Annotated in this window: 23 protein-coding genes; 8 read left to right on the forward strand and 15 right to left on the reverse strand. The window is 73.0% G+C overall.

The annotated features are described in order from the left end of the window. Positions 1 to 107: 107 nt before the first annotated feature. Both TOK_RS32745 and TOK_RS20520 read right to left on the reverse strand, forming a co-directional pair. A complete protein-coding gene (locus tag TOK_RS32745) occupies positions 108 to 530 on the reverse strand; it encodes an STAS domain-containing protein (RefSeq protein ID WP_172457678.1) in 423 nt (140 codons plus the stop codon). Positions 531 to 1003: 473 nt separating this feature from the next. Beyond that, positions 1004 to 1426 carry a MarR family winged helix-turn-helix transcriptional regulator gene (locus TOK_RS20520; RefSeq protein ID WP_098959629.1) on the reverse strand — a complete coding sequence of 141 codons (423 nt, stop codon included), beginning with the start codon at positions 1424 to 1426 and terminating at the stop codon, positions 1004 to 1006. 100 nt (positions 1427 to 1526) lie between these two features. Here TOK_RS20520 and TOK_RS20525 point away from each other — a divergent pair, with 100 nt between their 5' ends. Beyond that, the gene (locus TOK_RS20525) at positions 1527 to 3350 is read left to right on the forward strand and encodes an ABC transporter ATP-binding protein (RefSeq protein WP_098959630.1); all 1824 of its coding nucleotides are present in this window, start codon (positions 1527 to 1529) and stop codon (positions 3348 to 3350) included. 13 nt (positions 3351 to 3363) lie between these two features. Here TOK_RS20525 and TOK_RS20530 read toward each other — a convergent pair whose 3' ends face one another. The 4 genes from TOK_RS20530 to TOK_RS20545 form a co-directional block, all read right to left on the reverse strand. Further along, positions 3364 to 3630 carry a hypothetical protein gene (locus TOK_RS20530; protein ID WP_098959755.1) on the reverse strand — a complete coding sequence of 89 codons (267 nt, stop codon included), beginning with the start codon at positions 3628 to 3630 and terminating at the stop codon, positions 3364 to 3366. 245 nt (positions 3631 to 3875) lie between these two features. Next, positions 3876 to 4427: a type 1 glutamine amidotransferase domain-containing protein gene (locus tag TOK_RS20535; protein ID WP_098959631.1), complete on the reverse strand. Its 552-nt coding sequence runs from the start codon at positions 4425 to 4427 to the stop codon at positions 3876 to 3878. Positions 4428 to 4465: 38 nt separating this feature from the next. After that, positions 4466 to 5644, reverse strand: coding sequence for a thiolase family protein (locus TOK_RS20540; protein WP_098959632.1), 1179 nt, complete (start codon positions 5642 to 5644; stop codon positions 4466 to 4468). 249 nt (positions 5645 to 5893) lie between these two features. Next, entirely contained in the window at positions 5894 to 8224 is a 2331-nt protein-coding gene (locus tag TOK_RS20545; RefSeq protein WP_172457679.1) for a serine/threonine-protein kinase, read from the reverse strand. A gap of 230 nt (positions 8225 to 8454) precedes the next feature. Between TOK_RS20545 and ppk2 the strand changes: the two genes are divergently transcribed. Then, entirely contained in the window at positions 8455 to 9306 is an 852-nt protein-coding gene (gene ppk2, locus TOK_RS20550; RefSeq protein WP_098959634.1) for a polyphosphate kinase 2, read from the forward strand. 16 nt (positions 9307 to 9322) lie between these two features. On the opposite strand, the gene TOK_RS20555 is transcribed toward ppk2, so the two are convergent. Next, a complete protein-coding gene (locus tag TOK_RS20555; protein ID WP_098959756.1) occupies positions 9323 to 10270 on the reverse strand; it encodes a LysR family transcriptional regulator in 948 nt (315 codons plus the stop codon). A gap of 1002 nt (positions 10271 to 11272) precedes the next feature. Between TOK_RS20555 and TOK_RS32750 the strand changes: the two genes are divergently transcribed. The 6 genes from TOK_RS32750 to TOK_RS20595 all read left to right on the forward strand — a co-directional run bounded on the left by TOK_RS32750 (position 11273) and on the right by TOK_RS20595 (position 14766). Beyond that, complete coding sequence (locus tag TOK_RS32750; RefSeq protein WP_098959636.1) at positions 11273 to 11599, forward strand: hypothetical protein; 327 nt, start codon at positions 11273 to 11275, stop codon at positions 11597 to 11599. Between the two features lie 73 nt (positions 11600 to 11672). Beyond that, entirely contained in the window at positions 11673 to 12542 is an 870-nt protein-coding gene (locus tag TOK_RS20575) for a MoxR family ATPase (protein WP_098959637.1), read from the forward strand. Between the two features lies 1 nt (position 12543). After that, a complete protein-coding gene (locus TOK_RS20580) occupies positions 12544 to 13668 on the forward strand; it encodes a VWA domain-containing protein (RefSeq protein WP_098959638.1) in 1125 nt (374 codons plus the stop codon). A gap of 13 nt (positions 13669 to 13681) precedes the next feature. Beyond that, a complete protein-coding gene (locus TOK_RS20585; protein WP_098959639.1) occupies positions 13682 to 13981 on the forward strand; it encodes a hypothetical protein in 300 nt (99 codons plus the stop codon). Further along, the gene (locus tag TOK_RS20590; RefSeq protein ID WP_098959640.1) at positions 13978 to 14352 is read left to right on the forward strand and encodes a hypothetical protein; all 375 of its coding nucleotides are present in this window, start codon (positions 13978 to 13980) and stop codon (positions 14350 to 14352) included. Before TOK_RS20585 ends, TOK_RS20590 begins: the two co-directional genes overlap by 4 nt. A 33-nt stretch (positions 14353 to 14385) precedes the next feature. Then, on the forward strand, positions 14386 to 14766 hold the full coding sequence (locus TOK_RS20595) for a hypothetical protein (protein ID WP_216362035.1): 381 nt from the start codon (positions 14386 to 14388) through the stop codon (positions 14764 to 14766). On the opposite strand, the gene TOK_RS20600 is transcribed toward TOK_RS20595, so the two are convergent. The 8 genes from TOK_RS20600 to TOK_RS20635 form a co-directional block, all read right to left on the reverse strand. Beyond that, a complete protein-coding gene (locus TOK_RS20600; protein WP_098959641.1) occupies positions 14751 to 15092 on the reverse strand; it encodes a hypothetical protein in 342 nt (113 codons plus the stop codon). The genes TOK_RS20595 and TOK_RS20600 overlap by 16 nt on opposite strands. After that, the gene (locus TOK_RS20605; protein WP_098959642.1) at positions 15089 to 15391 is read right to left on the reverse strand and encodes a hypothetical protein; all 303 of its coding nucleotides are present in this window, start codon (positions 15389 to 15391) and stop codon (positions 15089 to 15091) included. The genes TOK_RS20600 and TOK_RS20605 overlap by 4 nt, the downstream gene beginning before the upstream one ends. 2 nt (positions 15392 to 15393) lie before the next feature. Then, entirely contained in the window at positions 15394 to 15636 is a 243-nt protein-coding gene (locus TOK_RS20610) for a hypothetical protein (RefSeq protein WP_253258522.1), read from the reverse strand. Positions 15637 to 15713: 77 nt separating this feature from the next. After that, positions 15714 to 15941, reverse strand: a complete 228-nt coding sequence (locus TOK_RS20615; protein WP_098959643.1) for a hypothetical protein — start codon at positions 15939 to 15941, stop codon at positions 15714 to 15716. A gap of 1 nt (position 15942) precedes the next feature. Beyond that, complete coding sequence (locus TOK_RS20620) at positions 15943 to 16209, reverse strand: hypothetical protein (protein ID WP_098959644.1); 267 nt, start codon at positions 16207 to 16209, stop codon at positions 15943 to 15945. A 60-nt stretch (positions 16210 to 16269) separates the two neighbouring features. Continuing rightward, on the reverse strand, positions 16270 to 16851 hold the full coding sequence (locus TOK_RS20625) for an SRPBCC family protein (protein WP_098959645.1): 582 nt from the start codon (positions 16849 to 16851) through the stop codon (positions 16270 to 16272). 4 nt (positions 16852 to 16855) lie between these two features. After that, positions 16856 to 19282 (reverse strand): aerobic carbon-monoxide dehydrogenase large subunit, encoded by a 2427-nt coding sequence (locus tag TOK_RS20630; RefSeq protein ID WP_374754916.1) that lies wholly within the window; start codon positions 19280 to 19282, stop codon positions 16856 to 16858. Then, the gene (locus TOK_RS20635) at positions 19266 to 19790 is read right to left on the reverse strand and encodes a (2Fe-2S)-binding protein (protein WP_098959646.1); all 525 of its coding nucleotides are present in this window, start codon (positions 19788 to 19790) and stop codon (positions 19266 to 19268) included. Before TOK_RS20635 ends, TOK_RS20630 begins: the two co-directional genes overlap by 17 nt. Positions 19791 to 19800: the final 10 nt, after the last annotated feature.

Below are 19800 nucleotides of genomic sequence, written 5' to 3' on the forward strand. Positions count from 1 at the left end.
CGGCCGCAAGTAAACCCGCACAACATCAGTTACACCGCTCAGTTGACAGTCCCCCTGGTTCCTCTTGCGTCGCAGGCGGTCTCAGGTCGAACTCGGTGAGGGGTCGGTCAAGGCTGGGCGGCGGGGGCGTCGGGGGCGTCGACGAGGTTCAGGGTGGTGTCGACGTGGGTGAGCGTCAGCGGGCGCATGACGACGTGGCCGGAGCGGTCGACCACCACCCGCATCCGGCGCTCGCTGGCCTCGGCGTGGTGGTGCACGCGCAGCAGGGCGCTGATGGCGCGGGAGCCGAGGAAGGTGACCGGGCGCAGGTCTACGACCAGGTCGGCGCCGCCGTCGAGCACGTCGGTGCCGGCGTCGACGAAGGCGGTGGCCTCGGGGCCGTCGACGTCGCCGCACAGCCGCAGCAGCTGCTCGGAGGCCGACAAGGGAGCCCGGGCCAGTGCGCCGGGACGGGAGGCGACGCCGGACACGTCGGTGAACCGCAGGCCGTCGCCGTCGTGGGGCGAGGGATCGGGGGTCGCGGGCGGCACGAAGGTCCTTTCGGGGGTCCGGGACGCCGCTGAGGATCGGGACACCGGACGTGGGGAGAGGTCACGAGGAGGAGCCGGAAGCACGCTGCTCGACCGCCGGACGCCCGGCGATCGTACCGGCGGACGACCCCGTGCGCGCGAGGTGACGGCCGGTCCGCCGGTCGGCGGGTCAGGCCGGCAGCGGGACGGTGAGGCCGCCGTGAGGAGCAGGGTGTCGTCGCGGATCGGCCGGGGCGGGTCGAGGACCTTGTCATAGCGGCCGGCGGCGTCGACCTCGAAACCCCACGTGTAGGAGGTCTGCCGGCGGGGGTCGTACCAGTCCCTCGTGCGGAGCCGGTCGACCGAGGCGCTGAGCCAGCCGTAACGGCAGGCGTCGTCGCGAAGCAGGCAGCCCCGGTCCTCGGTGCCGGGTTCCTCGCAGACGGCGGCGAGGAGCGCCGCCCGGCCGCGGAGCGGTCGACGAGTACGCACGGTCAGTCCCGCAGTGAGCCGAGAATGCGCAGGAGCTCGGTGCGGTCGTGGGCGTCGAGGCCGCGGAAGAACTCCTCGGCCTCTGCGGACCGGGCGGCGCGGATGCCGTCGGCGATCTGGCGGCCTCGGGCGGTGACGCGCACGAGGGTGGCGCGCCGGTCGGCGGGGTCGGGGGCGCGTTCGACGAGGCCGCGGTCCTCGAGGTCGTCGACGACCTCGGTGGCGGAGCGGGGGGCGATCCGCAGGTGCTCGGACAGGGTGCCGGGGCGCATCTCGCCGTTGCGGACGAGGACGCCGAGGGCACGGGACTGGCCGGGGGTGACCTCCCAGGGGGCGAGTGCGTCCTTGGACAGCCTGCGCAGCCGGCGGGCGACGGCCCAGAAGGTCTCGGCGAGGGAGTCGTCGGATGCGGGCTCACCGGTCACAGGAACAAAACTAGCAGCAGGTCGTGTTGTAGCCTCATGTTGAGGTAACCTCAGCAAATTGACGTGCCCGTTGCGTTCCCCGACACGAGAAGGGTCCGGCTTGGAACCCACACTCAGCGGCGCCACCGCCGCCACCGAATCCTCCGACCGCCCGCGACGTGGCGGCCGCACCGTGACCGCCGCCGAGAAGGCACAGGCCCGCGAGGTCTCCCTGCGCCGCATCGGCCGGCTGTTCGCCCCCTACCGCGGCCGTCTCTCGGTCGTCACCGCGATCATCGTCGCGTCGTCGATCGTCGGTCTGGCCTCGCCGTTCCTGCTGCGCGCGGTCATCGACACCGCGCTCCCGCAGCGCGACGTCGCGCTCCTGGTCGCCCTCGCCGCCGGCATGGTGGGCGTCGCGGCCGTGACGTCGGCGTTCGGCGTCGTGCAGACCTGGATCAGCACGCGTATCGGCCAACAGGTGATGCACCGGCTGCGCACCGACGTCTTCAGCCACCTGCAGCGCCAGTCCATCGCCTTCTTCACCCGCACCCGCACCGGTGAGGTGCAGTCGCGGATCACCAACGACATCGGCGGCATGCAGTCCGTCGTCACCTCCACGGCGACCTCGATCGCCGCCAACCTCACCACCGCCGTCGCGACGATCGTCGCCATGGCGGCCCTGTCCTGGCAGCTCCTGCTGGTCTCGCTCGTCGTGATGCCGCCCGCCGTGTTCCTGACCCGTCGCGTCGCCCGGATGCGCCGCGCCATCACCGCGGCCCAGCAGCGTGAGCTCGCCGACCTCAATGTCACCGTCGAGGAGGGCCTTTCCATCAGCGGCGTGCAGCTCACCAAGACCATGGGCTCCGGCCCGGCCGTCGTCGCCCGCTTCACCGCGTCCTCGGAGCGGCTGATCGGCCTGGAGCTGCGCTCACAGCTTGCCGGGCGCTGGCGGATGGCCTCGATGAGCGTCATCTTCGCCGCGGTCCCCGCGGTCATCTACGTCGTCGCGGGCCTGCCCATCGGGGCCGGGGCGATGACCATCGGCACTCTGGTCGCGTTCACCACGCTGCAGGCCACGCTGTTCCGGCCGATCACCGGCCTGCTCAACGTCGGCGTCTCGATCGTCAGCTCGCTCGCGCTGTTCGCGCGCATCTTCGAGTACCTCGACCTGCCCGTCGACGTCGACGACCCGGCCGACCCGGTCGACGTCGACCCGGCCCGCGCCCGCGGTCACCTGCAGTTCTCCGACGTCACCTACGCCTACCCCGGGAGCGGGACCGCGGCGGTCGCCGGCGTGAGCCTGGACGTGCCTGCCGGCTCCACGCTGGCACTGGTCGGCGAGACCGGCTCCGGCAAGAGCACCCTCGCGGGGCTCGTCGCGCGGCTGCAGGACCCCACCGGCGGCCGGATCACGATCGACGGCATCGACCTGCGCGACATGCGCCTGGCCGACCTCACCGCGATCGTCGGCACCGTCAGCCAGGAGACCTACCTGCTGCACACCACGGTCCGCGAGAACCTGCGGCACGCCAAGCCCGGCGCCACCGACGCCGAGATCGAGACGGCCGCGCGCGCCGCGCAGGTCCACGACCTGATCGCGTCGCTGCCCGACGGGTACGACACCGTCGTCGGCTCGCGGGGGCACCGGTTCTCCGGCGGGGAGAAGCAGCGGCTCGCCATCGCGCGGACGCTGCTGCGCGACCCGCGGGTGCTGGTCCTCGACGAGGCCACCAGCGCGCTGGACACCGAGACCGAGCGGGCGGTGCAGCAGGCGTTCGACACCCTCACCGACGGCCGTACGACGATCACCATCGCCCACCGGCTCTCGACGGTCCGCGACGCCGACCGGATCGCGGTCCTCGACCACGGCCGCGTCGTCGAGTCGGGCACCCACGACGAGCTGCTCGCCCGCCACGGCCGCTACGCCGCACTGGCGGCGTGAGCCGCGCAGGCGGTCAGCGGGCCGGGCCGGGGCCTCGGCCCCGGGCCGAGGTGTACTCGGCGAACCGGTCGAGCGCGGCGGCGACGTGGTCGCGGCGGGTGCCCCGTTCGACGCAGATCGTCTGGAAGCGTTCGCGCCGGTCAGCGGGGTCGCCCGCGTCCTGGCGCGTCCACCCCAGGTAGCCCTCGACGATCGCGAGGTGCCGGCGACGGACGTGTTCGTCGGGCTCACGACCGGCCAGCCACACGATGAACGGTGCCAGCGTCGGGGCGAGATCCACGTCCACGTCCTCCACCGGTCACGACCGCCACACCGCGGTACTGGGCCGATTCTCACCCAGCGGCGCCGAGTCCGCCCCCTTCCCCCGGATCGACCCGCGCCACCGGGGGTACGGCTCGCCCGTGCCGACGACGGCGTGACGTCGGAGGGCGGCTCGGTCGACGGCCGCTCCCGGGACATCCTCGACCGGGCGGTCGTGCGGCTGATCAGGAAGGGCTGACCCGGGGAGGTCGCCACTCGCAGGGGTCAGGCGCGGGCAGCGGCGAACTCCTGCACGATGCGCGCGCAGAAGGCGGGCAGGTCGTCGGGGTTGCGACTGGTCGTCAGGGTGCCGTCGGTGACGACCTCCTCGTCGACCGGCTTGCCACCGGCGTTGCGGATGTCGGTGCGCAGGCTGGGGAACGACGTCAGCGTCCGCCCGTCGACGACGCCCGCCTCCACGAGCGTCCACGGGGCGTGGCAGATCGCGGCGACCGGCGTGCCGGCCTCGAACGCGTCCCGCACGAAGCGCAGCACGTCGTCGTCCATCCGCAGGCGGTCGGCGTTCACGGTGCCGCCGGGCATGATCACCGCGTCGTAGTCCGAGGCCGAGACCTCCGACGCGACGCGGTCCACCGGGTGTGTCCCGGCCGGTTCGATGTCGCCGTTCATCGCCTGGATCTCGCCGTCGGCGAGCGACACGAGCTCGGTGCTCGCGCCGGCGTTCTCGACCGCCGACCGGGGCTCGGTGAGCTCGACCTCCTCGACCCCGTCGGTGGCGAGGATGGCGATTCGCAGTCCGTCAAGGGTTCCGCTCATGGCGGGGCGTGCCCGCCGCGGCGACGGGCAAACCCGGGTCAGCCGACCAGTTCGACGATGGTCGCGTTGGCCGTGCCACCGCCCTCGCACATGGTCTGCAGGCCGTAGCGGATGTCGTTGGCGCGCATGTGGTGCACGAGCCGGGTCATGAGGATCGTGCCGGACGCGCCGAGGGGGTGGCCGACGGCGATGGCCCCGCCGAGCGGGTTGAGGTACGTGCCGTCCGGGTCGTCGACGCCCAGGTCGGCCTGCCAGGCGAGGGGGACGGGGGCGAACGCCTCGTTGACCTCGAAGGCGCCGATGTCGGAGATCGACAGGCCGGTGCGCGACAGCACCTTTCGGGTCGCCGGGATCGGCCCGGTGAGCATCATGAGCGGGTCGGCGCCGCTGACCGCGCCTCCGTGGTAGCGCGCGATCGGCGTGAGGCCCAGCTCCCTGGCGCGCTCGGGTGTCGTGATCATGACGGCGGAGGCGCCGTCGGAGATCTGGGAGGCGTTGCCGGCGTGGATCACGCCGTCGGGCCGGAACGACGGCGTCAGCTTCGCGAGGGTGTCGGGGGTGGTGCCGCGGCGCAGGCCCTCGTCGGCGGTGAACTCCGGCTTGCCCGGGATGTCGACGAGCTGGCCCGCGAAGGCGCCGGAGTCGACGGCGGCCGCGGCGAGCGCGTGCGAGCGGGCGGCGTACTCGTCGAGGCGGGCGCGCGACAGGTTCCAGACGGCGGCGATCCGCTCGGCACCCACACCCTGGTTGAAGTCCTCACCGGGGAACTCGCCCGAGGTCAGGTCGTCGGCGTAGCGCTCGCGCACGAGCGGCCCGAACGGTCGGCCGAGGTCGCGTCCCGACCCCAGCGGCACCCGTGACATCGACTCCACCCCACCGGCGACGACGAGGTCGTACTGGCCGGCCATCACCATGCCGGCGGCGAAGTCGAGCGACGACTGGCTCGACCCGCACGCCCGGTTGACCGTCACCCCCGGGACGGTCTCGGGCCAGCCCGCGGCCAGCACGGCGTAGCGGCCGACCTGCGCGGCCTGGTCGCCGACCTGGTTCACGCAGCCCCAGACGACGTCGTCGACGACGGCGGGGTCGATGCCGGTGCGGCCGGCCAGCGCGCGAAGCACAGCGGCGGACAGGTCGACGGGGTGGACGTCGGCGAGCGACCCGTTGCGCTTGCCGATGGGCGTGCGGACGGCGTCGACGATGACGGCTTCCGGCATGGGTGCTCCCGGCGGGTCTCGGAGGGGATCCTCCCTGGACCGTACGTCGTCACACGTCTGCTCCGCCGCGCCGTCCGCCACACGAGGCGGTCCACTGCGGCGCGGTCGACGACGCGCTACGTCTCGTCGACGATGGTGCGCGACTGGCGGGCACGCCTGGCCGCCCGCAGCCGCGAGATGCTCCGCGGCGCCGCTGCCCTCGACGTCTACCTCGGCTCCGGTCCCGGCGCCGACGACCGCTGACACGAGCTACTTCGTGGCGCTGACGTTCCAGGTCTGGGTGCCCGCGGTGCAGCCCGTCGCGGGGATGGTGTGCTCCATGCGTCCGTTCACGCCGGTCGCGGCCCACTCCGTGTTCTGCACCGACGCGCCGGTCGCCGACAGCGTCAGGGTGAAGGTCGCCGCGATGGGGCCGCCGTTGCAGTTGTAGCCGTACTGCTCGGCGATCGTGCCGCCCACGGTCCAGACGCCGCCGCCGCCGACGGTCATGGTGAGGTTTCCGGCCCACTGGCCGTTGGGGGCGCGCACCGTGCAGGTCCTGCGGTTGCAGTCGGAGACGATCACCGAGATCTCGAGGTTCGTCGACTTCGCGCAGTCGGACAGGTTGCAGTTGGCCTGCTGGCCCTTGAGGACGTAGGCGCCCTCGAGCGAGGCGTTGGCGGGCACGGCCTCGAAGTCGTCGCCACCGGTGGAGCCGGCGGGCCGGCGAAGGTTCGCGTTGGCCAGGTCGACCAGCCCGAGCTCGCGGACGGCCTCCCCGGCCCCGACGACGGCGACCGTCGCGTTCCGGTCGAAGCCCGGCCACGGGGCGCCGTCGGCGGTGACGGTGACGTCCGTCGGGCCCGGGGCGGTCAGGGGGTTTCCGCCGGCGCAGCGCACCCGCGGAATGCCGTAGGCGTCGACGAGTACCGCGGTGCCCGCCTGCAGCACGGCGGAGGACTGCTCGACGGCGCCGTCGGTCCAGCCGTGGACGGTGGCGCGGGTGTCGGCGCTGAGCAGCACAGGGGTGAGCTCGCGAAAATAGGGCGTGATGTCGCCGCTGGACAGGACGACGGGGGTGCGGCTCCAGCGCAGGCCGGGGTCGGTGCGCAGCGCGGTCACCCACGCGGTGGCGATGTCGGCGTGGCCGGTGAGGAACGACGACAGGCCGTCGCGGTCGCAGGGCGAGCTGCCCTTCACCCCGCGGTAGAGGCCGTCGGTGCTGCCGGGCACGGCGTCGCGGTTGGTGGCGTCCTTGGGGACCGCGGAGGCGTACACCGACCCGGTCAGCCCGTTGGTGCGGGAGAAGTCCGTGGTGAACGCCCCGAGCACGGATGCGCCCGTGGCGGACTGAAGGACGAGGTCGTTGGTGTCGCGGGCGAGGAACCACCAGGTCCCGCCGCCGGCCAGCAGCGCCACGACCACGACGATCGCGGCGACGACCGGCCACTTCCTCCGCGGCCGCGTGCCCCCTGCGGTGTCGGGTGGGGTGGTGCCCCACGGTGGGACGGTCCCGGGCGCGCCCGGTCCGGTCGCGGCGGCGGCGAAGGCGGGCTGCGGCGTCCAGCTGTCGGGGCCGGGCGGCGGCGAGACCGCGGGTGGGGTGGTGGCGTAGGCGGGCGGCGCCGTGCCGGGGGACGCCGCGTACGCCGGGGGAGTGGTCCCGTACGCCGGGGGGACCGTGCCGCCGAAGCCGTCGGGGGAGCCGATCAGCGTCGGCGCGGGCGGCAGGCCCGGGGTGGCGACGGGACGGCCCGACTGCAGCGCCCGGGCCTCGGCGACGGCGTCGGCCATCGACTGCGGCCGCAGCGCCGGATCGACCGACGCCATCCGCGCCAGCAGCGCCGCGAACTCCGGCGGCACCCCGGCGACGATCGGTTGCGGGAGCGGGCCCCGCAGGATGCGGGCGACCATCGGGCCGGGGCCCGCGTCGCCGTCGTCACGGAACGGGCCACGCCCGCACAGCAGCTCCCACACCGTCGTCGCGAGGGAGTAGACGTCGGACAGGACCGTCGGGCGGGTGTTGTCGAGGACCTCGGGCGCGACGTGGTCGAGGCTGTAGCCGCCCGCGACCGTCTGGGACTGGGCGCTCACGGTGCCGCGGGCGACGCCGAAGTCGGTCAGCGCGGGCGTCCCGTAGTCGGTGATCATGATGTTGGCGGGCTTGACGTCGCAGTGCAGCACACCCTGGGCGTGGGCGGCGACGAGCGCCTCGCCGACGCGGATCAGCACGTCGAGGGCGTCGGCCGGGGGCATCGGGCCGTGCTGGCGCAGCGCGGCGGCGTAGGAGCCGCGCCCGCACAGCTGCAACGCGAGCCACGGGTGGTGGTCGACGACACCGGCGTCGTAGAGCGCGACGATGTGCGGGTGCTGCGACAGCGCGGCCATCGCCTGGCGCTCGCGTTCGAAGCGGCCACGGGCGTCGGCGTCACGCAGGTCGACGTCGAGGAGCTTGAGCGCCACCGACCGGCCCGCCGACACCTGCGTCGCCTCCCACACGACGGCGGAGGCCCCCCGGCCCACGACCCGGATCAGGACGTACCCCGCCGGCACGGAACCGCCTGCCGCCCCGGGACCGAACCCGGCTCCCGTGCTGTTCACGCTCTGCTCCCCCTCGACAGCCCCGATCCACCGTGCGCGCGGACGTGCCGTCGGGGACCGGCACCGGATGCGGCTCCCACGAGTGGGAGCCGCCGCCGTTGGCGTCGCCCGGCCGCGTTCATCCGTCACGGGCAGTATTCCCAGGTGCGTCCGGCCGGGCATCTGCGGCCCTCCCGGACCGCGGCCCGCGGATCTCCCGTGCGGGCCGTCACCGATGACAGACTGCTCCGATGGCGAAGGACGAGGCGTCGGCGGCGAAGGTCAAGGCGGGCGGCAACGACGGGGACAAGCCATCCCGGGTGCCGAAGAAGGCCTACGAGCGGGAGCTGCTGCGGCTGCAGGCCGATCTCGTGCAGATGCAGGAGTGGGTGCGCGACACCGGCGCGCGGATCGTCATCGCCTTCGAGGGTCGTGACGCCGCGGGCAAGGGCGGCGCGATCAAACGCGTCACCGAGCACCTCAACCCCCGCGTCGCGAGGGTCGTGGCGCTGCCCGCGCCGACCGAGCGCCAGCGCACCCAGTGGTACTTCCAGCGCTACATCGAGCACCTGCCCGCCGCCGGTGAGATCGTGCTGCTCGACCGCTCCTGGTACAACCGCGCCGGGGTGGAACGCGTCATGGGCTTCTGCACCCCCGAGGAGTACCAGCGCTTCCTGCGCCAGTGCCCGATCTTCGAGAACCTGCTGGTCGAGGACGGGATCCTGCTGTGCAAGTACTGGTTCTCGGTCAGCGACACCGAGCAGGCTCGGCGGTTCTCCGAGCGGGCCGGTGACCCGCTCAAGCAGTGGAAGCTCTCCCCGATGGACCTCGAGTCGATCACTCGGTGGGACGCCTACTCCCAGGCCAAGGACGACATGCTGATCCACACCGACACCGCGGTCGCGCCGTGGTGGGTCGTCGAGGCCGAGGACAAGCGCGCCGCCCGCATCAACATGATCCACCACTTGCTGACGTCGGTGCCGTGGCAGCCGGTGCAGCGTGCGCCGCTGGCCCTGCCCGACCGTCCCGCCGGCAGCGGCTACGTCCGGCCGCCGCGGGAGATCCAGCGCAGCGTGCCCGACCACGCGGCGACGCTGTCGTGAGCCGCACGCCCGGCTCTCAGCTCCAGATCGTCACGTAGACGGGTGGGCGGAACCGGGCGGGGGTGAGGCCCTCACCCGGGGCGCGCAGCAGCTTCATCGCCTCCGGGGTCGACAGGAAGTGCCGCAGCGACGACGCGGCCGCCGACCGCCGGTCCACCGGCAACGTCGACACGTGCCAGACCACGTCGATCGGGGTTCCTGGCAGCTCCACGACGGCGAGCTCGCGGCGCCGCACGTGGTGCACGGCGAGGTGCGCGATCCCGGGGGCGACGCCCGCGCCCCGCGCGGCGGCGTCCCAGGCCGCGGTCTGCGTCGGGAACACCGACAGGCTCGACTCGGGGATGCGCGCGGCCCGCAGCAGCCGGCCGATGTCGCTGTCCGGGTCGGTCGCCGACGTCTCCACCAGCCACGGCCAGCGTGCGGGTGGCCCGGTGAACCGGGCGTCGGGGGCGGCGAGCACGACGAGCCGCGCCCGGAAGATCGGCTCGCTGACCAGCCCCATCGACCGCTCGCCGCCCAGGTGGGGGCCGAGCGCGACGTCGGCGAGGCGCTGCGAGACGAGCGCGCCCATCTCGGCGGTCGTCGCGACGCCGGAGCTGATCTCGACCGTCCCCGACGACCGCGCCCCGAAGGTCTCGCCCAGCGGGCCGGCCACGAACTCGACCACGGGGCTCGGCGCGACCAGGCGCAGCTGCTCGGGCGCGCCCTTCGCCGACCGCACCGCCGACTCGGCCTCTGCGCCGAGCGCCACCATCTGCGCCGCGATCGCCAGCAGCCGGGTGCCGCCCGCGGTCATCGTCATGCCGTTGCCGCTGCGCACCAGCAGCGGGTCGCCGAGGTACTTGCGCAGAGCCGCCAGCGCCTGGGAGACGGCGGGCTCGCTGACCGACAGCGCGTTGGCGGCCGCCTTGACCGACCCCAGGCGCGCGACGAGCACGAACGCGCTCAGCTGCGTCAGCGTCATGCCGGGCATTCTCGACCATCGGCGCCCATGATCGGAGCCCCGTTAAGCGATCACTTAGGACGGACCCGCACGGGTTCCGTCCTGGACGAGGGTCGGCAGCTCCGCGGCGACGACCGTCCCGCCGCCCGGCCCCGGCCCGACGCGCAGCCGCCCGCCCGCGGCCTCGACGCGGTCGGCGAGGCCGCGCAGCCCGGTGCCCGCCGCCGGGTCCGCGCCGCCCGCGCACGTGGAGCCGGCCGGTGGTGCGCGCCCGCGCCGGGAACCCGCCGCTCGCCCGCACCACCGAGTGCACGCCGTCGAACCCGACGGCCAGGTCCGCGGCGAACCGCCGGCCGTCGGCGGGTCACGACCGTGCCGTCCGCCTCGGTGCCGGTGACGGCCGTGCCCGGGCGCAGCTCGATGCCCGGCTGCGCGAGCACGGCGTCGAGCAGGACCGTGTGCAGGTCGGCGCGGCGGAGGGCCGGCATGTGGTCGAGCCCGGCCCGACGTCGGGTGCGGCGAGCGGCGCGATCACCACACCGCCGACGTCACACAGTGCCGGGCGGTCGGGCCGGCTGCCGCGCCGCCGCAGGTCGTCGGGGACCCCCAGCCCGTCGAGCACTGAGATCCCGTCGAGCACCGAGTTCCCGTTGGGCACTGAGATCCCGTTGGGCTGCACCAGGATCCCGGCGCCGACAGCGCGCACCCGGGGCTGCGCTCGACGAGGGTGGCCGTGGCGCCCGCACGGGCGAACAGCAGCGCGGCGGCCATCCCGCCGATCCCCGCGACGACGAGGTTCGTGCTGGTCAGGTCCATGCCCACGACGGTGCCGCAGCGGCACCGTCGCGGACCACGGTGCTGACCCTGCGAACGTTCCCGACCGTCGCGACTTAAGTGAACGGTTAGCTGCGGCTGTCGTCGCGGTGGTCGCGCGGCGACACTCGGGCGCAGCGGCGGACGGTGCTGCGCGGGCCCGGCGTCCGGGCCACCATGGACCCCACCCGCCGTGGAGGGAGGACGAGGATGTCCGAACGCGAGAGCCGGCTCGACGCCGGAGACGCTGTCGCCGGGACCGACGAGGCGCTCACCGTGCTGCGCGGCATCTGGTCGGCGAGTGGGCAGACCAGCGCCGAGCTGGAGGAACGCTTCGGCGCCGCGCCCGCGAAGGTCTGCAAGAACATGAAGAACATCGGGTTCGGCGGCATGCCGGGCGACCCGGTCGACGGCGACACCAACACCCCTGTCGACGACGACGTCCGCGCCGCCTGGCGCCGACGCCTCGAACGCGACGGGAAGCTGCACCCGCGCGGGCGGAGCGTGGGCGAGTCGTTGGAGCAGCGCCGCCAGTGACCTCGTGAGTGGCAACAGTCGCTACAGCGACTGTTGCCACTCACGGGTCCCCTTCCAGTCGAGGAGACCGTGCATGACCCGCCCCGGCTCGGTCCCCGAGCTCACCGACGCCCTGCGCGCCACCGGCTATCTCGCCGACCGCGGCCTGGCCACCGCCGTCCACGTCGCACTCGCGCTCGACCGGCCCGTGCTCCTGGAGGGTGAGGTCGGCGTCGGCAAGACCGAGCTGGCCAAGGCGCTCGCCCAGGTGCTGGGCCGGCGGCTGATCCGGCTGCAGTGCCACGAGGGCATCGACGCCGCCCAGGCGCTCTACGAGTGGGACCACGCCCGCCAGCTGATGCACATCCGAGCGCTGCAGGAGACGGCCTCGTCCACGGATGCCTCCGTCGACGCCCTGTTCGGGCCGAGGTTCCTGCAGGAGCGGCCGTTGCTCGCCGCGGTGCGGGCAGGCAGCGGCGCGGTGCTGCTCGTCGACGAGATCGACCGCGCCGACGACGAGTTCGAGGCGTTCCTGCTGGAGCTGCTGTCGGACTTCCAGGTGACGATCCCCGAGATCGGGACGGTCGTCGCCGAGGAGCCGCCGCTGGTGTTGTTGACCTCCAACCGCACCCGTGAGCTGCACGACGCCCTCAAGCGGCGCTGCCTCTACCACTGGATCGGCTACCCGTCGGCGGCCCGCGAGGTCGCGATCGTGCGGTCGCGTCGTCCCGAGGTGTCCGAGGCGCTGGCCGAGTCGGTCGTCGCGGCCGTGCACCGGCTGCGCGCCATGGACCTGGCCAAGCCGCCGGGCGTCGCCGAGACGATCGACTGGGCCCGCACCCTGGACTTCCTCGGCGACGACCTCGGCCCCGCGACCGCCGACCTGACGTTGGGGTCCGTGGTCAAGGACCACGACGACGAGGAGCTGGTCCGCACCCGCCTCGACGAGCTGACCCGCGGCTGACGTGACCGATCTCGTCGGGCTGCTCGTCCGATTCGCCCGCACGCTGCGCACCGAGGGCGTCGCGGTCGGACCCGGCGACGTCCTCACCTACTGCGCGTCGGTCGCCGCGCTCGACCCGACCGACCTCACCGACCTCTACTGGGGCGGGCGGATCGCGCTCGTGACCCGGCACTCCGACGTCGAGACCTACGACCGGGTCTTCGAGGAGTTCTTCCTCGCCGTGGGCGTCGACGCCGGTGACCTGCTCGAACTGCTGCTGCGCGCCGAACCCGAGGCCGAGACGACGCTGGAGACCGTCGCGCCCGACCCCGGCGACGACGAGCGCCCCGACGAGGAGACCACGCTCGGACTGATGGCCTCCGACGTCGAGACGCTGTCGGCGCGCGCTTTCGCCGAGTGCACCGACGACGAGCTGCAGGCGTTGCGGCGCATCATGTCCCGCATCCGGCTCCGGCCCCCGCTGCGGCGCACCCGGCGCACCCGCGCGGCACGGCGCGGTCGCCGCCCCGACCTGCGCGCCACGGTCCGCCGTTCACTGCGCACCCACGGCGAGCTCGTCGAGCTGCGCTACCGGCGACGCAAGGTCCGGCCCCGCCCGCTGGTCCTGATCCTCGACGTCTCCGGGTCGATGTCGGACTACTCCCGGGCACTGCTGCAGTTCGCCCACTCCGCGCAGCGCGGCGCCCGGTTCCGCGTCGAGGTGTTCTGCTTCGGCACCCGGCTGACCCACCTGACGCCCTCGCTGCGGACCCGCAGCCCCGACGAGGCGCTGGCCCGCGCCGCGGGTCTGGTCGTCGACTGGGAGGGCGGGACCAGGATCGGGCACGCGGTCGACGAGTTCGTGCGCCGCTGGGGACGCCGGGGGATGGCCCGGGGCGGGATCGTCGTGATCTGTTCCGACGGCCTGGACCGCGGCGACCCCGAGCTGCTGGAGTCCGCCATGCAGAAGCTGTCGCGGCTGTGCCACCGCGTGGTGTGGACGAACCCACACGTCGTCACGGGCGGGCGTGGGATGCCGCGGACCGTCGGCATGCTCGTCGCCGAGCCTTACGTCGACGTGCTGCTGTCGGGGCGCGACCTCGCCAGCCTCGACGAGCTGGCGGCGCTGCTGCCGGAGCTGGGATAGGAACGGAGCTGCGATGGGAGAGACGATGCGCTGGAGCGTCGGCCTGGAGGCCCAGGGGGACCGGCTGGTCACCCACGACGAGATCGTCGGGCTCGCCGACGCGGTCGCCCCACACGGCGGCATCGCGTCGGGCATCGGCACCGACCGCTACGGCGCGCAGATCATCGTCGTCGCCTCGACCCACCACGAGGCCGTCGAACGCGGGACCGCGACGTTCCGCGCCGCCGCCGCGACAGCGGGACTACCGGAGTTCCCGATCGTCCGCGCGGAGGCGGTGAGCGAGGCGGAGGACGACCTGGCCTGGGAGGCGTGATCCGGCTCGGCTCGCTCGCGGGGTTCGCCTTCTCCGGACCGCGGCTGCTCGCGGGCTGGTCCCCGCCGGCCGGGCCGGGCGTGTACGCGATCCTCTACAAGCCCGAGCCGGAACGCGAGCGCTACGCGGTGCTCTATGTCGGGCACAGCGACGACCTCGCCGCGGAGGGCCTGCCACTGCGGCACCCGCGCACGCACTGCTGGACGGAGCGCGCGGGCGGGAAGTGGCGGCTGCACGTCGCGACCCTGTCGATCCCCGGCGGCACCCGCGGGCACCGCGAGATGGTCACCGAGGAGCTGATCTCCCTCTACACCCCGCACTGCAACGCCGAGCGCTTCGACAGCGCCTGGCGGCCCGAATGGACGCTGTGACCACTCATGACCTCGTGTCCACATGCCGGTCCGGTGATCCACAGATCGCCCGGCGGGCCGCTCCGGAGCCGCGGCACAGCTGATCGTCGTCGCACGACGATCATCGACACCCACTCGTGGTCGGCGCTGCTCGACCGGCGGCACGGCACGGCGTGGCTCTCCCAGCTCCGGGAGCTCGGCATCAGCTGGAGCACCGTGGTCGTCCACCGCTCGCGGGCCTTCTGTCACATCGTGGTCGCGTCCGACCCGCCGCGGACGGACCCGGGCGGCACGGTGACCGACCTCGCGGCGGGTGGCGACGGTCCTGCGCCGTCGCGGCCTGCCCGGGAGACCGACGCGCTGCCCCCGCTGCTCGTGGGCGGCAACAGTCGCCATGGCGACTGTTGCCACCCACAGGGTCACCTCGGTGCGTAGCCGACGCCGTCGAACAGGCGGGAGCGGCGGCGGCCGGAGGCCGGGACCGCCACCTCGGGACGGGTCGGGTTGGGCGAGACCTTGCCGACGATCTTCTCCGCGAACCCGTAGAGCAGCGGCAGGGCGCCGGCGACCGTGCCGCCCGACCGGTTGACGTGCTCCACACCCGGCCCGATGAGCGCGGCGTCGCGGTTGACCTGCGCGACGGCCTCGTCGGCCACCTCCAGGTTCGTGGCGATGCCGGTGAGCAGGGTGCCGACCCAGTAAAGGTAGAACGCCAGCCCCGCGATCAGCAGGACGATCACGACGACGGTGAGCACGATCATCGGGATGCCCCGTTCGTGACGGCGGGCGCGGGCGTCGGGATCGACGGCAGCACCCGGCCCAGGAAGAGGTGGTGCTGCAGGCCCTCGGCGAGCACCCGGTCGACGGCGTCGCCGGTCGGGTCGATCAGCGCGGTCGACGCGGTGTTGGCCGTGACCTTCCCCAGGGTGGCGCCGATCTCGGAGACGCGGCGGTCGATCGTCTTCACGAGCTGCACGAGCACCTGAAGCAGCGCCGCGACGACGAGCACGACGACGAACCCGGCGATGATCGCGATCCACCAGGCGGTGGTGTCGGACATGGCTAACCTCCCAGCCTGGCGCGGCCACGGGCGAGGCCCGCGGTGATGGTGTCGGCGTACTCGATCGTCGTCGACAGGGCGGCGAGCGGGCGGGTGTTGACCTCCGCCTGCTGCAGACCCGCGTTGATCGAGGCTGCCTGGCGGCCGATCCGCGCGGCGAGCACCAGGATCGGTACCACCAGCGCGACGACGACCAGCACGACGACGATCCCGATCACGAACCCCACGATCCATCCGGTGCTCATCGCACTCCCTCGCTTCGCGAGCTCGGCGCTTCGCGCAGGCGCTGTGTCGATGATTCGCTCGCAGGCTCGCTCATCGTCTACACCCCCGCACAGAAGTCGCGGACCGGCTTCAGGTTCGCGTTCACCGAGGTGAGACGCGACGGGACGGGCGCGGTCGAGGCGACGATCGCGGCGACCCCGCCGTCGAGGGCCGCCAGGCTCTGCGAGACGTGCCGCAGGTGCAGGATCACCCGCAGCAGGCCGAGTCCGGCGACGGCGATGACGAGTGCGGCGATGATGATGGTCGCCCAGGCAGCAGCGGGCACGTCAGCTCTCCTTCGGGGGCAACAGCACGGCGACGCTGCCGGCGTACCGTACGGCGCCCGCGGACACCTGGGCCACGGTCGCGTCGGTCGTCGCGAGCATCGAGGGCACCGGCTCCAGCGCGCCGGCGAGCTGCACGCCGCCGGCGAGGATGTCGTCGGTGGCCCAGCGGATGCGCTCGACGGCGGCGAGCACCCGGTTGAGCAGGGCGATCACCACCGGGAGCACCACGAACAGCAGGACGGCGTTGCCGATCCACCACAGCACCATGTCTTCTCGCCTCCTATGTCGGTCGTGAGTGGCGACGGTCGCCGTGGCGACCCTCGCCACTCACAGGGGTCGGGTGCTCGGGCCGAAGAACCTGCGGGCCACCCGTTTCAGGGCCATCAGCGCCGCCGACAGCCCGATGCGGAACCCGCTCGCCGGTGCGGCGCGGGTCAGGACGGCAGTGCCGCCGCGGCTGCGGGCCTCGGCGTTGGCGGCGATGCAGTCGGTGAAGGCACCCAGCAGGACGCTGGTGACGTCGGAGATCATGCCGCGGCCGTACTGCGCGGCGGCGCCGGAGATCTGCAGGTCCTGCACCACGTGCATCGCGGTGTTCCCCGACCCTGCCGGCGTGAGGCGCGCCGTCACCGACATCTCCGCGGTGCCCCGGCCGCGGGCTTCGGAGCCCGCGGCGTGCAGCACCATCGTGTGCGTCGCCGGGTCCGACGACTCGATGCGGGCGGTGCCGTTGAACCGCAGCGACACCGGGCCCATGCTCACCTTGACCCCGCCGGTGAACGAGCCGTCGGGCTGCTCGCCGGTGAGCTCCGCGCCGGGCAGGCACGGGGCGAGCGCGGGGACGTCCTGCAGGAACTCCCAGATGTCGTCGAGCGATGCGGCGAGCCGGAAGTCGTTCTCGATCAGCATCGGGTCACTCCGTCCGGAAGGGAGGGGCGCCGGAGACGTCGTCGCCGGTGTGGGCGGCGTGCCAGACGCGGTCGGGCAGCAGCGGCATGTCGATGTTGCGGACCCCGGTGGGGCGCAACGCGTTCAGGACCGCGTTGACGTAGGCCGCAGGCCCGCCGACGGCCGCGCACTCGCCGACGCCCTTGGCGCCGATCGGATGGTGCGGCGAGGGCGTGACGACCTCGTGCAGCTCGAAGCCCGGTGTCTCCCAGGCCGTCGGCAGCAGGTAGTCCATGTAGTTGGCGCCCACCAGGTTGCCGTCGACGTCGTAGGTCTGGAACTGCATGTTCGACATCGCGTAGGCCTCGGTGAGCCCGCCCATGATCTGGCCCTCGACGATCATCGGGTTGATCCGGACCCCGCAGTCGTCGACGGCGACGAACCGCAGCACGTCCCACACCCCGGTCTCGGGGTCGACCTCGACCGTCGCGATGTAGCAGGCGAACGGCCAGGTCAGGTTGGGTGGGTCGTAGTAGGCGTTGTTCTCCAGGCCGGGCTCCATGCCGTCGGGCATGTTGGAGTACGCCGCCATCGCGCACTCCTGGATCGTGACGCCCCGGCTCTCCGCACCGCGCACGTAGAAGCGGCCGAGCTCCCACTCGACGTCCTCCTCCGAGACCTCCAGCAGGTGCGCGGCGAGCTTGCGCGCCTTGGCCCGGATCTTGCGCGCCACCATCGCCGTCGCGGCTCCCGCGACCGGGGTGGAGCGCGAGGCGTAGGTGCCCATCCCGAACGGCGTGTGGTCGGTGTCGCCGTGCTCGACGACGATGTCGAGCGCCGGGATGCCCAGCTCGTGGGTGACGATCTGGGCGAACGTCGTCTCGTGGCCCTGGCCCTGGGTCTGCGCGCCGATCTTGAGGACGGCCTTGCCGGTCGGGTGCACCCGCAGCTCGGCGGAGTCGAACATCTTGATGCCGAGGATGTCGTACTCGCGGCTGTTGCCGGCCCCGAGCGGCTCGGTCATCGTCGAGATCCCGATGCCGAGCAGCCGGCCCTTCTTGCGCGCCTCCGCCTGTTCGACGAGGAAGTCGTCGTAGCCGATTGCGTCGAGGCCGATCTGCAGGCACTTGTGGTACTGCCCGGAGTCGGTGAGGAACCCGAACGGCGTCCGGTACGGGAACTGGTCGTCGTCCACCAGGTTGCGGCGCCGGAACTCCGCCTGGTCCAATCCGAGGTCGTCGGCGGCGGCCTGCATCATCCGTTCCTGGAAGAACATCGCCTCGGTGACCCGGAACGAGCACCGGTAGGCGACGCCGCCGGGCGCCTTGTTCGTGTACATGCCCTGCGCCGTGATGTGCCCGACGGGCACGTCGTAGCAGGCGAACGACGAGTGCACGAGGCCGATCTTGAACTTGGTCGGCTGCGCGTCGGCGTAGAAGGCGCCCTGGTCGGTGGTGGCGTGGTAGCGGACGGCGAGGATCTGCCCGTCGCTGGTCAGCGCCATCTCCGAGTCGAGGTACATGTCGCGGCCGAAGCCGGTCGAGGACAGGTTCCCGGTGTTGTCCTCGATCCACTTCACCGGTTTCGCGGTGAGGATCGAGCACAGGATCGCGCACACGTAGCCCGGGTAGACGGGCACCTTGTTGCCGAACCCGCCGCCGACGTCGGGGGAGATGATCCGGATCAGGTGCTCGGGCAGCTCGGCGATCAGGGCCACCGCGGCCCGCACGATGTGCGGGGCCTGGCTCGTCAGGTAGACGGTGAGCTTGCCGGTGGCACTGTTGAAGTCCGCGACCGCGCCGCAGTTCTCGATCGGCGACGGGTGGCTGCGCGGGTAGTGCAGCCGGAGCTTCGAGACGACGTCGGCACGGGCGAACGCGGCGTCGGTGCCGTCCTTGTCGCCGACCTCCCACTGGTAGGCGATGTTGTCGGCCTGGCCGGCCTTGTCGTCGCGGATCAGCGGCGCGCCGGGAGCGACGGCCTGCTCCGGGCTGACGACCGGGGGCAGCGGCTCGTAGTCGACGACGATCGCGTCGCACGCGTCCTTGGCGATGTAGGGGTCGTCCGCGACGACGCAGGCGACCTCCTGGCCCTGGAAGCGCACCTTGTCGGTGGCGAGTACGGCCTGGGTGTCGTAGGACAGCGTCGGCATCCACGCGAGGTTGCGCTGCGCGGCCATCTCCCCGGTGAGCACCAGCTTCACACCCGGGATGGCCCAGGCGGCGCTGGTGTCGATGCTGCGGATCCGGGCATGGGCGAGCGGGCTGCGCAGGATCTCCATGTGCAGCATGCCCGGCAGTGTCACGTCCTCGACGTAGTTGCCGCGGCCCCGGATGAACCGGGCGTCCTCCACCCGGGTACGGCTCGACCCGAGCCCGCCGATCTTGACCTCGTCGAGAGCCTGCGACGTCGGGGCCGGTGACGCGGCGTGCGGCTCAGCTGTCTGGGTCACCGGTGCGCTCCTTGTCCGCCGCCCACAGGACGGCCTTCACGATGTTCTGGTAGCCGGTGCAGCGGCACAGGTTCCCCGACAGCCCCCACCGGATGTCGTCCTCGGTGGGATCGGGGTTGCGGTCGAGCAGGGCGCGGGCGGCCAGCATCATCCCGGGGGTGCAGAACCCGCACTGCAGGCCGTGTTCGGCGACGAACCCCTCCTGCACGGGGTCGAGCTCGCTCGGCGTGCCCAGCCCCTCGACGGTCGTCACCTCGTGCCCGTCGGCCTGGACGGCCAGCATCGTGCAGGACTTCACCGGCGCCCCGTCGTAGAGCACGGTGCAGGCGCCGCAGTTGGTGGTGTCGCACCCGACGTGGGTGCCGGTCAGGCCGAGTCCCTGGCGCAGCAGGTGCGCGAGCAGCAGCCGTGGCTCCACGTCGGCGGCGCGCTTCTCGCCGTTGACGGTCACGGTGACGCGCCGGGTCGGGATAGCGGTGTCCTTGGTCTCGATCTCGGTCGATGTCACGGGATCCTCC

Source organism: Pseudonocardia sp. N23 (assembly GCF_002583555.1).
GTDB lineage: Bacteria > Actinomycetota > Actinomycetes > Mycobacteriales > Pseudonocardiaceae > Pseudonocardia.